The organism is Ruegeria sp. CF1 (genome assembly GCF_056537445.1).
Window position 1 is genome coordinate 309,466 of record NZ_JBQFRN010000002.1, and the last position, 14,871, is coordinate 324,336.

At 56.9% G+C, this 14,871-nt stretch carries 14 protein-coding genes; 9 read left to right on the top strand and 5 right to left on the bottom strand.

Annotated features, from left to right (window positions below; all coding sequences use genetic code 11):
• Positions 1-12 precede the first annotated feature (12 nt).
• Together ACRZ96_RS06645 and ACRZ96_RS06650 are read right to left on the bottom strand one after the other, a co-directional pair.
• Complete coding sequence (locus ACRZ96_RS06645; protein ID WP_010441904.1) at positions 13-750, bottom strand: Bax inhibitor-1/YccA family protein; 738 nt, start codon at positions 748-750, stop codon at positions 13-15.
• Between the two features lie 195 nt (positions 751-945).
• Positions 946-1,164, bottom strand: a complete 219-nt coding sequence (locus ACRZ96_RS06650; protein WP_480771946.1) for a DUF1127 domain-containing protein — start codon at positions 1,162-1,164, stop codon at positions 946-948.
• Positions 1,165-1,291: 127 nt separating this feature from the next.
• Between ACRZ96_RS06650 and ACRZ96_RS06655 the strand changes: the two genes are divergently transcribed.
• On the top strand, positions 1,292-2,170 hold the full coding sequence (locus tag ACRZ96_RS06655) for a LysR family transcriptional regulator (RefSeq protein WP_170512372.1): 879 nt from the start codon (positions 1,292-1,294) through the stop codon (positions 2,168-2,170).
• On the opposite strand, the gene ACRZ96_RS06660 is transcribed toward ACRZ96_RS06655, so the two are convergent.
• Positions 2,154-3,122: an NADPH:quinone oxidoreductase family protein gene (locus tag ACRZ96_RS06660; protein WP_480706783.1), complete on the bottom strand. Its 969-nt coding sequence runs from the start codon at positions 3,120-3,122 to the stop codon at positions 2,154-2,156. The genes ACRZ96_RS06655 and ACRZ96_RS06660 overlap by 17 nt on opposite strands.
• Positions 3,123-3,459: 337 nt before the next feature.
• Between ACRZ96_RS06660 and ACRZ96_RS06665 the strand changes: the two genes are divergently transcribed.
• The 3 genes from ACRZ96_RS06665 to ACRZ96_RS06675 all read left to right on the top strand — a co-directional run bounded on the left by ACRZ96_RS06665 (position 3,460) and on the right by ACRZ96_RS06675 (position 6,116).
• On the top strand, positions 3,460-3,831 hold the full coding sequence (locus tag ACRZ96_RS06665; protein WP_170343628.1) for a helix-turn-helix domain-containing protein: 372 nt from the start codon (positions 3,460-3,462) through the stop codon (positions 3,829-3,831).
• A 44-nt stretch (positions 3,832-3,875) separates the two neighbouring features.
• On the top strand, positions 3,876-4,667 hold the full coding sequence (hisN, locus tag ACRZ96_RS06670) for a histidinol-phosphatase (protein ID WP_170392196.1): 792 nt from the start codon (positions 3,876-3,878) through the stop codon (positions 4,665-4,667).
• A gap of 114 nt (positions 4,668-4,781) precedes the next feature.
• Positions 4,782-6,116, top strand: a complete 1,335-nt coding sequence (locus ACRZ96_RS06675; RefSeq protein ID WP_480706781.1) for an 8-oxoguanine deaminase — start codon at positions 4,782-4,784, stop codon at positions 6,114-6,116.
• Positions 6,117-6,181: 65 nt separating this feature from the next.
• On the opposite strand, the gene guaD is transcribed toward ACRZ96_RS06675, so the two are convergent.
• On the bottom strand, positions 6,182-7,471 hold the full coding sequence (guaD, locus tag ACRZ96_RS06680) for a guanine deaminase (RefSeq protein ID WP_480814342.1): 1,290 nt from the start codon (positions 7,469-7,471) through the stop codon (positions 6,182-6,184).
• A gap of 138 nt (positions 7,472-7,609) precedes the next feature.
• Here guaD and mgtE point away from each other — a divergent pair, with 138 nt between their 5' ends.
• The 5 genes from mgtE (at position 7,610) to ACRZ96_RS06705 (ending at position 13,205) form a co-directional block, all read left to right on the top strand.
• Positions 7,610-9,004 (top strand): magnesium transporter, encoded by a 1,395-nt coding sequence (mgtE, locus tag ACRZ96_RS06685; protein WP_480706779.1) that lies wholly within the window; start codon positions 7,610-7,612, stop codon positions 9,002-9,004.
• Positions 9,001-9,567, top strand: coding sequence for a 5-formyltetrahydrofolate cyclo-ligase (locus tag ACRZ96_RS06690; protein WP_480706777.1), 567 nt, complete (start codon positions 9,001-9,003; stop codon positions 9,565-9,567). Before mgtE ends, ACRZ96_RS06690 begins: the two co-directional genes overlap by 4 nt.
• A gap of 112 nt (positions 9,568-9,679) precedes the next feature.
• Positions 9,680-10,492 (top strand): TIGR00282 family metallophosphoesterase, encoded by an 813-nt coding sequence (locus ACRZ96_RS06695; protein ID WP_170594671.1) that lies wholly within the window; start codon positions 9,680-9,682, stop codon positions 10,490-10,492.
• A 91-nt stretch (positions 10,493-10,583) separates the two neighbouring features.
• Positions 10,584-12,362 (top strand): SLC13 family permease, encoded by a 1,779-nt coding sequence (locus tag ACRZ96_RS06700; RefSeq protein WP_170392185.1) that lies wholly within the window; start codon positions 10,584-10,586, stop codon positions 12,360-12,362.
• 96 nt (positions 12,363-12,458) lie between these two features.
• Complete coding sequence (locus ACRZ96_RS06705; RefSeq protein WP_170625249.1) at positions 12,459-13,205, top strand: YbaY family lipoprotein; 747 nt, start codon at positions 12,459-12,461, stop codon at positions 13,203-13,205.
• Here ACRZ96_RS06705 and ACRZ96_RS06710 read toward each other — a convergent pair whose 3' ends face one another.
• On the bottom strand, positions 13,206-14,867 hold the full coding sequence (locus ACRZ96_RS06710; protein WP_480814343.1) for an FAD-binding dehydrogenase: 1,662 nt from the start codon (positions 14,865-14,867) through the stop codon (positions 13,206-13,208).
• Positions 14,868-14,871 lie beyond the last annotated feature (4 nt).

Below are 14,871 nucleotides of genomic sequence, written 5' to 3' on the forward strand. Positions count from 1 at the left end.
TTTGAAGCGGTTTTATTCTCTGTTGCCCAGTAGTTGCAGCAGGAACATGAACATGTTGATGAAGTCCAGATACAGGTTCAATGCACCCATGATCGCCGCTTTGCCAAGCCATTCCTGATCGCCAGCATGAGCCATCTGCAGATAGGTGGTTTTGATCTTCTGCGTGTCATAGGCGGTCAGGCCGGCAAAGATCAGCACACCCAGGATCGACACTGCGAACATGATCGCTGGTGATTGCAGGAAGATGTTGATCACCATCGCAACGATCAGGCCAATCACACCCATCATCAGGAAGGTGCCCATGCCGGACAGGTCTTTCTTGGTCACATAACCGTACAGCGAAAGACCTGCAAACGCGATCGAAGTCACCAGGAACACTTGCGCGATCGAAATGCCTGTAAAGGCTACGAAGATCCAGCTCAGCGACAGGCCCATGACTGCTGCAAATGCATAGAAAAACAGCTGTGCGCCAGATGCAGACAGCCGGTTGATCGCAGCGCCAAAGCCAAACACCATCGCCAAAGGTGCAAACATCACGATCCAGCCCAGGATATTGGGGCTCAGCGTGACCGGATCACGGAAGATCGACAGCAGTTGCGGGCTCGAGCCCACCGCCCATGCCACGGCAAATGTGATCAGCATGCCTACGGACATCGTGCCGTAGACTTTGTTCATATGGGCGCGCAGGCCCTCGTCTATCTCGGCAGCGCGCGCGCCGGACGCCGTCCGGATCGTGTCGAATTGTGCCATATAGGGGTCTCCCTTCAATATTCTGTTCGCAGCCCACGGATGCGAGCCGGTTTCCCGGTAAATATCGGAGAGTGTGGCCCTCGTTTCAAGGGTTTTAAGCCTGAAACTCAGCAAAACTGTCGGCAATTTTTGCAACTGTCGCCAAAAAACCGGCGGCTTGGTCGCCAAATCCCTCAAGCCGCCGGTATTTTCGAATTAATACAGATGTTTGTGCCAGCTGTCGGGCGCGTGCCAGAACGGGCGCTCTGCTTCGTTACGCGCGTCTTTGCGTGAAACGCCGATGTCATTCAGTGCATCATCATCAAGCTGGGCGAGGGCGCGCCGCTGACGAGCGAGGTTAAACAGGTCAAGTATCCGAGCACCAATCGCCTTACGCTTGATGCGACGATGAGCTGAGATGGCTATATGGGTCATGATGATTGCCCTTTCCTGATTGTTTGATGAAACCTAGCGCTTCAATCAATTTCCTTGATCTATATGGAGCAGTCTGACATATTTTGGAAATGAATGTTTATGACGAGTCTCATAAGGAATCTTGAACATGCGAAATTTGGACATCACCACATTGCGGTCTTTCGTAGCTGTTGCTGACCATGGGGGCGTGACGCGTGCCGCTGGATTTCTTCACCTCACGCAATCTGCGGTCTCTATGCAGCTCAAGCGGCTGGAAGAGCTTTTGGGGCTGGAATTACTGGATCGATCCGGTCGAACCATCGCGCTAACGGCGTCCGGAGAGCAATTGCTGGCATACGCACGGCGGATGATTGCGTTGAATGATGAGGTAATCGGGCGGTTGACGGATCAGGCGTTTGAGGGCGAGGTCGTGCTAGGCGTACCGCATGACGTCGTTCATCCGTTCATCCCGCGCGTGTTGAAGCGTTTCAATGCCAGCTTTCCTCGGGTCAGCGTGAACTTGGTCACTTCCAACACGCGGCACTTGAAAGAAGAGTTCGCACGCGGAAGCTTCGATCTGATTGTGACTACGGAATCGGGTGCGGGCGAAGGTGCCGAAACCCTGCACCATATGCCTTTGCGTTGGGTTGGCGCGCTGAACGGATCTGCCTGGCGCCAAAAGCCTTTGCGGCTGGGGTTTTGCCGGAATTGCATTTTCCGTCCGGTTGCGACAGCGGCGCTGGATGATGCGGGAATCGAATGGGATATGAGCATCGACAGCGATTCCGACCGCACCGTTGAAGCCACCGTCAGCGCTGATCTGGCTGTGGGAGTTTTGCTGGAAGGCACCCAGCCCAGCCATCAGGAACTGATTGACCATGCCGGAGTGCTGCCGGACCTGCCGGTGCAGTTCATCAACCTCTACGGTGCAGAGCGGGTACGTGAGGAATATGTATCAGAGCTTGCGAACCTGCTGCGCCAGAACTTCAGTCATCCAACGGCGCAGCCGCTTAAAGTGGCGAGTTGATGCGGATCACCACCTTGCCAGTGGATTTGCGATCGCGCAGCAGTTCCAAACCTTTTGCTGCATCCTGCAAGGGCAGGACGTGGCTGATATGAGGCTTAATCCGGCCCTCAGAATGCCAGCGGAACAAGGTGCTGAAGCTGTCGCGCACGATCTCGGGTCTGAAATTCAGATAGCCGCCGATATATACGCCGATCACGGTCAGGTTCTTGACCAATAGATGGTTGGCCGGGATCTGGGGCACCTCACCTCCGGCAAATCCGATCGGTAACAAGCGGCCTTCCGGGTTGGTCGCGCGGAAGGCGGCCTTGAAGACATCTCCACCAATCGCATCGTAGACCACGTCAGCACCACCCAGAGCGAGAACGCGGTCGCGCAGGTCTTCGCTTGCGTCAAGCAGATGGTCTGCACCAGCTTTTTGTGCCACGGCCAATTTGTCCTGCCCGCGGGCTTGGGCGATGACTGTCGCACCCATCAGTTTTCCGATTTCAACTGCGGTCAATCCCACGCCACCGGCAGCACCGGTGACCAGTAGGGTCTCGCCCGGTTGCAGTCGCGCCCGGTGCGCAAGAGCAATATGGCTGGTGCCATAGGCAATTTGGATCGCGGCCGCGTCTTCGAAACTCATGGAATCTGGAAGGGGAATTGCCCGGTCCGCATCAAAAACGCCTGATTCGGCCAGGCCGCCTTGACCTGAATAGACTGCAACACGATCGCCCAACTTCAAATGCGTAGCATTGTTTCCAATTTCGGTGACAATCCCTGCAATCTCCATGCCCAGCGTAAACGGTGCTTCGGGGGTGTCTTGATACGTTCCTTTCTGCATCAGAAGGTCTGCAAAGTTCAGGCCGCAGGCGCGGATTGCGATACGAACTTGGTTCTCTTGCGGCGGTGCTTCGCGTGTTTCGCATAGCTGAGCGGGTGCCCCTTTGGTCTCGATACGAAATGCCTGCATCATTGGTCTCCGCTCTTTTGTCGCCATAGGCCGTTTGGCTTGACCGTTTGTCAATTCCATTCGCAATCTTCACAGCGTTAAACTGAATAGGGTGGATCAACTGTTTCCCATTTAGAAACTATCAATCTCTATGTTGGCCGTACAACCACAAACCACTGTTCGATTTCTCTGATTCAACCAGCTTGAAAAAATAACGGATTGCGGCAATATTGTACTATGGTGCTGTTCGGGGGGCACGATCCGAATTAGGGAGTTCTTAAGCAGCGACCCGCTAACTAAGCGGCGATGGCTGCTGTCGCGGTTTCCCGGACAGGTGTTTGTGTAAAGGAGACTACCAATGACCCATCACGTCGATGTCCATGTGGGCAAACGCGTCCGGCATCGCCGCTGGCTGATTGGCATGACTCAGCAGCAGTTGGCGCAGCAAGTTGGTATCAAGTTTCAACAAATCCAAAAATACGAAACAGGGGCCAACCGGATAAGCGCATCGCGTTTGTGGGACATTGCCGAAGCGTTGGATGTTCCCGTCAGCTTTTTCTTCGAGGGTCTTGAAGAGGCTCAGAAGTCGGATGCAGACAAGAAATCGGTTCCTGCGGATTTGATGGGTGACAAAGAAGCGCTTGATCTTGTTCGCTCGTATTATGCGATCCCGGAAAACCAGCGTCGCCGCCTGTTTGAACTGGCACGCGTGCTGAGCGACGTCGCCTGATACAAGCGCTTGACTTCGCGGGGTGTGGGGCGCACGGGTAAGCAATGCAAAACACCCTACGAAGCGATCTAGAGATTGCCGAAGAAATGGCCGACGCTGCGCGGGCGGCCATTCTTCCGTTTTTCCGCCAATCTAACCTGAAGACAGACAACAAACTCGATGCCGGTTTTGATCCGGTGACAGCCGCTGATCGCGAAGCAGAAAAAGCAATGCGTAGGGTGCTGGCTGATCACCGGCCTGAGGACGGTATCCTGGGGGAAGAGTTCGGTCATTCCGAGGGAACTACCGGACGAGTTTGGGTGCTGGACCCAATTGATGGCACGCGCGGTTTCATAAGTGGTACGCCCACATGGGGTGTTCTGATCGCCCTAAGCGATGAGACTGGACCGAAGCTTGGTGTGATCGATCAGCCCTATATCGGCGAACGTTTTATCGGAGATAAAGAGCACGCATTTGTCAAAGGCCCTTTGGGACGCACAGAACTTGGGACGCGTGACACTCGATCTCTGGACCAGGCGATCATCTTCACCACTTTCCCGGAGGTTGGCAGCGCGGTCGAGGCCGCCGCATTCAAGGCGGTTTCTCAGAAAACGAAGCTGACACGCTATGGGATGGATTGTTATGCCTACGCGTTGCTCGCTGCAGGTCAAACCGATCTAGTGGTCGAGGCCGGATTGAATTCCTACGATATCCAGGCCCCAATCGCGGTGATCGAGGCCGCGGGTGGTATTGTGACGGATTGGCAGGGCAATCCGGCTCATAATGGTGGGCGTGCGCTCGCTGCAGCCAATACTGAGATTCATGCGGCAGCGCTAGAAATTCTGAAGCAATACTAAACGGGTTGCCGACCCTTCTTTGCGACTTTAAACTGATCACGGCTGGTTCTTACGCCCGTTTTCCACCAGCCCATCACTCCATGCATGAGACGGGCAGTATGCGGGAGTGCGAAAATGACAGAATTTCTGATCCGTAACGCCGATATGATCCTGACGATGGATGATGATCGGCAAGAGCTTGCAGGCGCTGATCTGCTGGTTCGGGATGGTAAGATTGCCCAGATTGGCCAGCGCCTTACGAGCGATGGCGAAATACATGATGCAAATGGGTGTGTTGTGACCCCCGGTCTGGTGAACACCCATCACCATCTCTACCAAACGCTCACCCGCGCGGTTCCCGGCGGGCAGGACGCATTGTTGTTTGGTTGGTTGCGAACGCTCTATCCCATCTGGTCCCGCTTTGGTCCTGACGAGATGTTTATATCTGCCCAGATCGGATTGGCCGAGATGGCACTGTCCGGCTGCTCGCTTAGCTCTGACCACCTTTACCTATATCCAAATGGCGCGCGGCTTGAACACACGATCCATGCAGCGTCAGAGCTGGGGCTGCGTTTTCATCCCACGCGTGGGGCAATGAGCATTGGAGAAAGTGACGGTGGACTGCCTCCTGATGCTTTGGTCGAATCCGAGCGGGCTATTCTGGAGGATATGATCCGCGTAGTAGATGCCTATCACGACCCATCTGAGGGTTCGATGTGTCGCGTTGGTTTGGCGCCGTGTTCACCGTTCTCGGTTAGTCGGGACTTGATGCGCGATGCCGCGCTGTTGGCGCGCGACAAAGGTGTGATGCTGCACACCCATCTGGCGGAGAACGATGAGGATATAGCCTATTCTCAAGATCAGTTCGGCTGTAGACCCGGCCAATACGCCGAAGAATTGGGCTGGACCGGTTCGGATGTCTGGCACGCTCATTGTGTCAAGCTGGATGGCGCCGAGATTGACCTGTTTGCACGTAGCCGAACCGGCGTTGCGCACTGTCCATGTTCCAATTGTCGTCTTGGTTCAGGTATCGCGCCAGTCCGAAAAATGCGTGATCAAGGCGTGCCAGTCGGGTTGGGTGTGGATGGATCAGCCAGCAACGACAGCGGCAATCTGATGGCCGAGGCGCGCCAGTCTATGCTGCTGCAACGAGTCGCAAACGGCGCTGACGCCATGTCGGCCCGTGAGGCGCTTGAGATCGCCACCCGAGGCGGGGCGGATGTGTTGAATCGGCCCGATTGCGGCCGGCTTATGCCCGGTAAACGAGCTGATATTGCCATTTGGGACGTGCAAGGAATTGAAAGTGCAGGCAGTTGGGACCCCGCTGCGCTCCTTCTGGCCGGACCAACGCGTGTCAAACACCTCTTTGTCGAGGGACGCCAGATTGTTCGTAACAGTCAGATCGCCACGATCGACCTGCCAAGGGTCATAGAAACCCAAAATCGTCTGGCACGCGCGCTGGCAGAATAGCGAATCCGCTCTTCATCTGGCTAAAAATACCTCCGCCGGAGGCATGGGCCATAGGCCCATTCCTATCAACCAGAAACAGCTCGTCCGGCGATCCAGGTATCGGTTACGGCACGGTCATCACCCATCATGATGGTCGGGAACACCGCTTCCCAAAGATCATCAGCATGAGCTTCGCGCTGGGCGATAGCAGGCGTCGATGCGAGGTTCAGCACCGCCAGATCGGCTTCCATGCCCACGGCGATGTTGCCAATACGGTCATCCATCCGCAGGGTACGGGCCGATCCCACCGTTCCAAGCCAAAGCAATTGCGAGGGGTGCAAGGGATGGCCTCGCAATTGACCAATCTCATAGGCCGCAGCCATTGTGCGCAGCATTGAAAAATTTGAGCCGCCTCCGGTGTCGGTGGCCAAGCCCACGCGGTGCCCTGAGTGAATTAGACCATTCATGTCAAACAGGCCAGAGCCGATAAACGTGTTTGATGTGGGGCAGTGGATCAGAGCTGCATCTATCTCGCGCAGACGATCCCGCTCTCGGTTTTCCAGATGGATCGCGTGCCCATAAAGGCCATTTCCGCTCAGCAAACCAAACTGCTCGTACGTATCCAGATAGTCGCGCGTGTCGGGGAACAGGGATCGGACCCATTCGATCTCATCGGTCTGTTCGCTCAGATGGGTTTGCATCAGGCAGTCGGGATGCTCGGCCCAAAGCGCGCCCATCGCCTCCAGCTGTTCTGGTGTCGATGTCGGCGAAAATCGTGGAGTGATGGCGTAAGATATGCGATCAACCCCATGCCACTTTCCAAGCAGAGCTTTGGACTGGTCGTACCCGGTTTGTGCAGTATCTCGCAGCCCCTCAGGCGCATTGCGATCCATGCAGGTTTTACCCGCGACGACCCGCTGCCCACGCGCCTGCGCGGCGGTAAAGAAGGCATCAACACTCTCTGGATGAATGGTGCAAAAGCTGCACATGGTTGTGGTGCCATGGGCTGCGGTCAGGTCTAGATATCTGTTTGCAATTTCAGCGGCATAGGCGGGGTCGTCAAACTTCATCTCTTCAGGGAACGTGTAGCTGTTCAGCCAATCAATCAGCCGCTTTCCCCAGCTCGCGATCATTGCCGTCTGCGGATAGTGGACATGAGAATCCACAAATCCCGCCATGATCAGCTGATCGCCATAATCCTTAATGTTGGCTTCGGGATGCGCGTCAGACAGGTCGGACGCCTGGCCCAGTGCCGCGATGCGGCCATCTTCGATCAGGACGGCTTGGTGAATTTTGGTCGCATCGGTGGGCTCACCTTCGAACGGTGATCCGTTGAAGCTAAGCACACGTCCCTTCAGAAGCGTCTTTTGCGCCATTTGTTCTGTTCTCCGCCTGTTTTGGACCGCCAACCAGCATAGGGGCGCGAAAGATGCGGGTAAATTGGACCATTGTCATTGTTTTCCGGTAGCTGCTTCTTCTATCTAGGGGCAATCGACAAGAAAGAGGGGCAGCGCATGACGACAGGCAACGACGAAGCCAGACCCGATCAGCCCCGCGATGAGGACGCCTATGCGCTGGACCCGCGAACCGTTGCGGCCATCCTTTATGCGGTTGATGTCGAAGATCGTGCCAAGCTGATTGAGCTGATGGAGCCGCTACACGCGGCCGATATCGCTGACCTTCTGGAACAGATCAATCCTTACGACCGTGCGCGCCTGATCCGGTTGTATGACAAGGAGTTCGACGGGGATATCCTGTCGGAGCTCGACGAGTCAGTTCGGGAAGAAGTGATCAATGTCCTGAAACCGGACGTTCTGGCCGAAGCCGTTCGGGATATGGAAAGTGATGACGTTGTTGACCTTCTGGAAGACCTTGAAGAGCCGCAGCAAGAAACCATCCTGGGCGCGCTTGAAGACTCCGAACGCGTCGCGGCAGAGCAAGCCCTATCTTATCCAGAAAACTCTGCTGGCCGCCTTATGCAGCGCGAGGTGGTCATGGCGCCCGATCACTGGACCGTGGGGCAGGCCATCGATTTCATGCGTGCCAACGACGATTTGCCGGAACAGTTTTATCACGTCATACTTGTTGACCCGCGATTGAAACCGGTTGCTCAGGTCACGCTGGGCAAGTTGATGGCAACCCGGCGCGAGGTGCCGCTGCAGGACATTGCCGAAGATGAATTCTACACCATCCCCGTCGAACAGGATGAAGAGGACGTGGCCTATGCGTTCAATCAGTATCACCTGATTTCGGCTCCCGTCGTGGATGGCGACGGTCGTTTGGTCGGTGTCATCACCATCGACGATGCGATGGTGGTCCTGGACGAAGAATACGAAGAGGATATGCTGCGTCTTGCGGGCGTCTCGGACGAAAGCTCTCTGTCCGATAGTGTAGCGGCAACCAGTAGGCGCCGCTTGCCTTGGCTTGGTGTCAATCTGGTTACGGCGATTTGCGGATCGCTGGTGATTTCTCAGTTTGAGGCCGCGATTGATCAACTGGTGGCGCTCGCGATCCTGATGCCGATCGTCGCCTCGATGGGGGGCAATGCCGGGACCCAATCACTTACCGTTGCAGTGCGGGCGTTGGCAACACGCGACCTGACCGGCTCGAACGTAGGGCGCGTAATCCGGCGAGAACTGCTGGTGGGAATGCTCAACGGGCTGTGTTTCGCTATCGTGTTGGGAACCGTCGGGATGATGTGGTTCGACTCCCCGCTGCTGGGTGTCGTGATCGGATCTGCGCTGGTCGTGAACATGATCATCGCGGGCTTTGCTGGTACGGTAGTACCGGTAGTGCTGGACCGTCTGGGTGTTGACCCGGCGCTGGCGTCAGGAACCTTTGTGACCACGACAACGGATGTCATGGGGTTCTTCATCTTTCTGGGGCTTGCCAGCTTGGTACTACTGTGAACGAGACAACCGATCTGACCGAAATCAAGGCCGCAGCGCGCAAGGCGGCATTCGCGCGACGCAAGGTAGCGTTTGATATGCGCATCCCGGGCGCGGCCGGGCGCTTGTCCGAGGTTCTGGCGGGTCATCGCGGTGTTCCCATGTCTGGCTATATGCCGATCCGCACCGAAATCGACCCGCTGCCTGCAATGGCCGAGGCTTCTGCATATGGCCCAGTGGGCGTGCCTGTCATTCAGGCCGCAGGGCAGGCGTTGCGCTTCTCTCGATGGACGCCTGAGGGCATACTGAAAGATGGACCTTTCGGGGCAAAAGTGCCCGAGGTCGATGATTATTTCGACCCGGAGATCCTGATCGTGCCACTGGTTGCCTTTGATGCGAAGGGTGGCCGCTTGGGGTATGGCGGCGGCTTCTATGATCGCACGCTTGAAGGGTTGCGCGCCAAGCGCCCGACGCTGGCCATAGGATTTGCCTTTGATGCGCAGGAAGCCGAGCATCTGCCGCTGGAGCCAACTGATCAACCACTCGATATGGTGATTACTGAAAGCCGGGTGCTAACTTTCTAATTTATCCCTCGCTATGCGCGATCGCGATTTCCTTTACATTGGCAGGCTTCAGGCTGAGTGATTGTTTGCTTCTGCCTTGTTATTGCCACTTCCAGCCCCTAGGACCGCAATCATGAGGATTTTGTTTCTTGGTGACGTCATGGGGCGCTCGGGTCGCGCCGCCATCCAACAGCATTTGCCACGTCTGCGTGACGAATGGCGGCTGGATTTTGTCGTTGTCAACGGCGAGAACGCCTCGAACGGAATGGGGCTGAGCGGGGATCACGCCAAGTTGCTTTTGGACGCGGGGGCCGATTGTATCACCTTGGGCGATCATGCTTTCGACCAGAAAGACATGCTGCAGTTTATTGAGAAAGAACCTCGCATCGTGCGTCCGTTGAATTATGCCAAAGGGGCACCGGGGCGGGGGCATCGACTGTTCACCGCGCCGGGCGGTCGCAAGGTTTTGGTGGTGCAGGTGTTAGGGCAGGTCTTCATGAAACGCCCCTTTGACGATCCCTTTTCGGCCATTGAACCGATCCTGAAATCGCACCCACGCGGCGGCCAGGCGCAGGCGATCATCGTCGACATGCATTGCGAGGCAACGTCCGAGAAAATGGCGATGGGCCATTATTGCGACAAACGCGCAAGCCTTGTGGTTGGGACGCATACGCATGTGCCTACCGCGGATGCGCAGGTATTGCCGGGCGGTACAGGATACCTGACCGATGCCGGGATGTGCGGCGACTATGACTCGGTCATCGGAATGGACAAGCAGGAACCGATGCGCCGGTTCATAACCGGGATGCCCAAGGCGCGGTTTACGCCTGCGACCGGTGAGGCGACCTTGAGCGGAGTTTTTGTCGAAACCGATGACCGCGATGGAAGCGCAAAATCCGTGCAGATGATTCGTGTTGGCGGGCGGTTGCAGCAGTCTACACCCTGAAAAGCACGTCAGACTTGCCCCGCCGCACGCAATACGTGAAACTACCTATTAGGCGCGTATGCCAGATCAGGGTTCGGACAGAATACCAAGAATGCAATTCCTTCAACTGACAGAGATGGGCAGCGCAATTCTGGCGCTGATGATCGTAGCGGGCATGTTCATCATGTTTCTGCGCGAGGTCTATCCGACCGAAGTTGTCGCCATCGGCGGGGCGGCCCTGATGCTGGCAACCGGTATCCTGCCCTATCAAAGTGCGCTTGCAGTCCTTTCGAATCCCGCGCCGTGGACCATCGGCGCGATGTTCATCATCATGGGTGCCTTGGTGCGCACCGGAGCGCTTGATGCCTTCACCTCGCTCGCGCAGAAGCAGGCGCAGGTGAACCCTCGGTTTGCCATCGGGTTATTGATGGCGTTTGTCGTCGTCGCTTCGGCGGTGGTGTCGAACACACCGGTTGTCGTTGTAATGATCCCGGTCTTTATCCAGATCGCCCGCACGCTGAACGTTTCGGCGTCCAAATTGTTGATCCCGCTCAGCTATGCGGCGATCCTTGGGGGTACGCTGACGCTGATTGGCACCTCGACTAACCTGTTGGTCGATGGTGTGGCCCGCGCACAGGGTATGACGGCGTTTTCAATCTTCGAGGTTACCCCGCTGGGCATAGCGCTGGTGATCTACGGTATGGTGTACCTGCGCTTCATTGCGCCACGACTGCTACCCGAGCGTGACAGCATGGCCGAGATGCTCAGCGACCGCTCCAAGATGAAGTTTTTTACCGAGGCGGTCATTCCACCCGACAGCAATCTGATCGACCGCGAAGTGACCGGCGTTCAGCTGTTCAAGCGCCCCGGAGTGCGTTTGATCGACGTGATCCGGGGGGATGACTCGCTGCGGCGGAACCTCAAGGGGGTGACGCTTAAAGTGGGCGACAGGGTAGTTTTGCGCACCGAGATGACCGAATTGCTGAGTCTTCAAAGCAACAAGGAACTCAAGCGCGTTGATCAGGTCTCAGCTGTTGAGACCAAGACGGTTGAGGTTCTGATCACGCCGGGCTGCCGCATGGTCGGTCGAACGCTTGGTGCGATGCGGTTACGTCGCCGATATGGTGTCTACGTCCTGGCGGTTCATCGCAGGAACCAAAATATCGGGCGTCAGTTGGATGCTTTGACCGTGCGTGTCGGGGATACACTGCTGTTAGAGGGCTCGCCTGCGGATATCCAGAAGCTGGCCGCCGATATGGATATGGTCGATGTTACGCAACCTTCGGCACGAGCGTTTCGCCGCAGCCATGCGCCCATAGCCATCGGTGCGCTGGTCGGGATCGTCGCCCTGGCGGGGTTGGGCGTGGCACCGATTTTGCTGTTGTCGATCATCGCCGTTGCTGTGGTTTTGCTGACCCGATGTATCGACGCGGATGAGGCGTTCTCATTTGTCGAAGGCCGATTGCTGGCCCTAATCTTCTCCATGCTCGCAATTGGGGCTGCGCTCGATAAATCGGGCGCGGTTACACTGATTGTCGAAGCGGTCGCACCGGCGCTTGGCATGTTGCCACCTTTCTTGATCATATGGGCCGTATATCTGTTGACCTCGGTGCTAACCGAATTGGTTTCGAACAACGCCGTGGCGGTGGTGGTCACTCCGATCGCGATCTCTCTGGCTCAGGCTGTAGGAATTGATCCGCGCCCGCTGGTGGTCGCGGTGATGGTGGCGGCATCGGCATCCTTTGCGACGCCGATTGGCTATCAGACCAACATGATGGTGTATGGCCCGGGTGGGTACAGATTCACCGATTTTCTGAAAGTTGGTGTGCCGCTGAACCTGACTGTGGGTCTGCTGGCGTCACTTCTTATTCCGTTCATCTGGCCGCTCTGACACTGGCACGGATTCGCCGACCTGGTGTTTCGGGCCTTGTAAATGTCGATATCGACACAATCTTTTTGCCTAAGATGAATGTGAAAGGATGGGATCATGCCTTTTCCAAAACTCGGGCAGGCCATTGTGGCCGGAGCAATCGTATTGGCCTTGCTGGGCAGCCAAAGCTCGGCAGGAACAGTCACTGGCACGGCAACCTACCGTGAACGGATCGCCCTGCCACCGGATGCGACGCTATTTGTCGAATTGCAGGATATCTCTCGGGCCGATGCGGCAGCGGTCACGCTGGCGGCGCAACGCTATGCGTTGAACGGAGTGCCCTCGGAATTTGAGCTGACTTTTGATGACGCGCTGATCCGCGAGGGTATGACCTATGCAGTACGCGGATCGATCTATCGCGGGGGTGAGCTGTTGTTTACGACGGATACGGTCCATCCCGTGCTGACCAACGGCGAAGGCAATTCGGCAGATCTTGTGCTGGTGCAGGCCGGTGCTCAGAGCCCCGCGACCCTGGAAGGGACTGAGTGGACAGCCATCGGTATCGGTGGAACCGTGCTCGATACAAAACGGCCGCCCCAGCTTTCCTTCGCCCAAGGTGGTGCGTTCGGTGGCACGGGCGGTTGCAACCGGTTTTCCGGGCAAGCCGAGATCACCGGCAACAGCCTTGAGTTTCCAGACAATATGGCCGCGACTTTAATGGCGTGCCCGCCAGAACTGGACGAGGTCGAGGATCAGTTCTTTGCCGCCCTGCAAAACGTGACGAGCTATGCCGTTGCCGGTGACAGCATGGTTTTGCTCGATGCTGCAGGTGAGCCGATACTGAAATTCGTGCGCACCCAGTAATCAGGCCACTGCGCGGGACCTTCCTGCGTTGCGACCCGAGAAGATGCAACCGCCCAGAAACGTGCCCTCTAGCGCGTTGTACCCGTGATAGCCGCCACCGCCAAAGCCCGCGACCTCTCCGGCTGCAAACAAGCCGGGGACGATTTGTCCATTGGCGCCGATCATCTGACTGTCAAGATTGGTCTGCAGCCCGCCCAGTGTCTTGCGGGTCAGTACGTGCAGCTTGACCGCGATTAGCGGGCCGTTTGATGGATCGAGGAACTTGTGCGGTTTGGCCGTCCGGATCAGCTTGTCGCCCCGATAATTGCGTGCCGCAAGGATGGCCATCATCTGGGCGTCTTTGGAAAACGGATTGTCGACCTGAGAATCCCGTGCCTCGATCTGGGTGCGCAAATGCGTCTCGTCTATCAGACCTCCGCCTAATTGGTTCATGCCGCTGACCAATTCAGTCAGCGTGTTGGCGACGACGAAATCGTCGCCCTTTTCCTTGAATGCCTCGACCGGGCCAGTCGCCTTGGTGCCAGACAGGATGCGCTGACGGATCACCTCTTTCCAGCTGCCCGAAGTGAAATCCGGGTTCTGCTCGGACCCCGATAGCGCAAATTCCTTTTTGATGATCTTCTGGGTCAGAACGAACCAGCTATATTCATATCCGGTTTTCAGGATCTCTTTCAGCGTTCCCAGCGTATCGAACCCCGGCAAGCAAGGGGGGTGCAGGCGATTGCCGCGCGCATCGAACCACATCGAACTTGGGCCGGGTAGAATACGTATACCGTGCGCGGGCCAGATCGGATCCCAATTGCGCACACCTTCAGTGTAATGCCACATTCTGTCGCCGTTGATGACATGTCCGCCAGCTTTCTCGCTGATCGGGATCATGCGGCCATCGACATGAAACGGAACGCCTGCCACCATATCTTTGGGCGGTTCACCCAGCCGGTCGCGGGGCCAGTTCTGTCTCACCATCTCAAAATTCCCACCGATCCCACCAGAGGTGACAATAACCGACGGGGCATAGACTTCGAATTCGCCTACTTCGTCCCGGTTGGTCTTGCCACCTCTTTGAATGCCGTCATCGGCCAGGACTTCCCCTGACACGCCTTTGGCAGAACCATTTTGCATAATGATGTGGCTGACTTGGTGACGGAACTTCAATTGGATCAACCCGGCGTCGACATGCGCGCGGACGCGGCGAATAAAATGCTCAAGTACACCTGGGCCGGTTCCCCAAGTGATGTGAAAGCGCGGGACCGAGTTGCCATGGCCGTCCGCATAAGACCCTCCGCGTTCGGCCCAGCCCACGACGGGAAACCAGCGCAGCCCCATGTCATGCAGCCAGGGACGCATTTCACCTGCGGCGAACTCTACATAGGCTTCAGCCCATTTGCGGGGCCAGTTGTCTTCGTCGCGGTCAAACTGCGCGCTGCCCATCCAGTCGCGCAGCGCCAGATCGTGGCTGTCGCGGATGCCCATGCGACGTTGCTCGGGGGTGTCGACCATGAACAGGCCGCCGAGGCTCCAAAACGCCTGTCCACCCAGAAAATGCTCGGGCTCCTGATCCAGCACGATCACCCGCTTGCCCCGGTCGCCCAATTCGGCCGCCGCCGAGAGGCCCGCAAGGCCGCCTCCGATCACGATCGCATCTGCGGTGTTATTGGTCATCGGA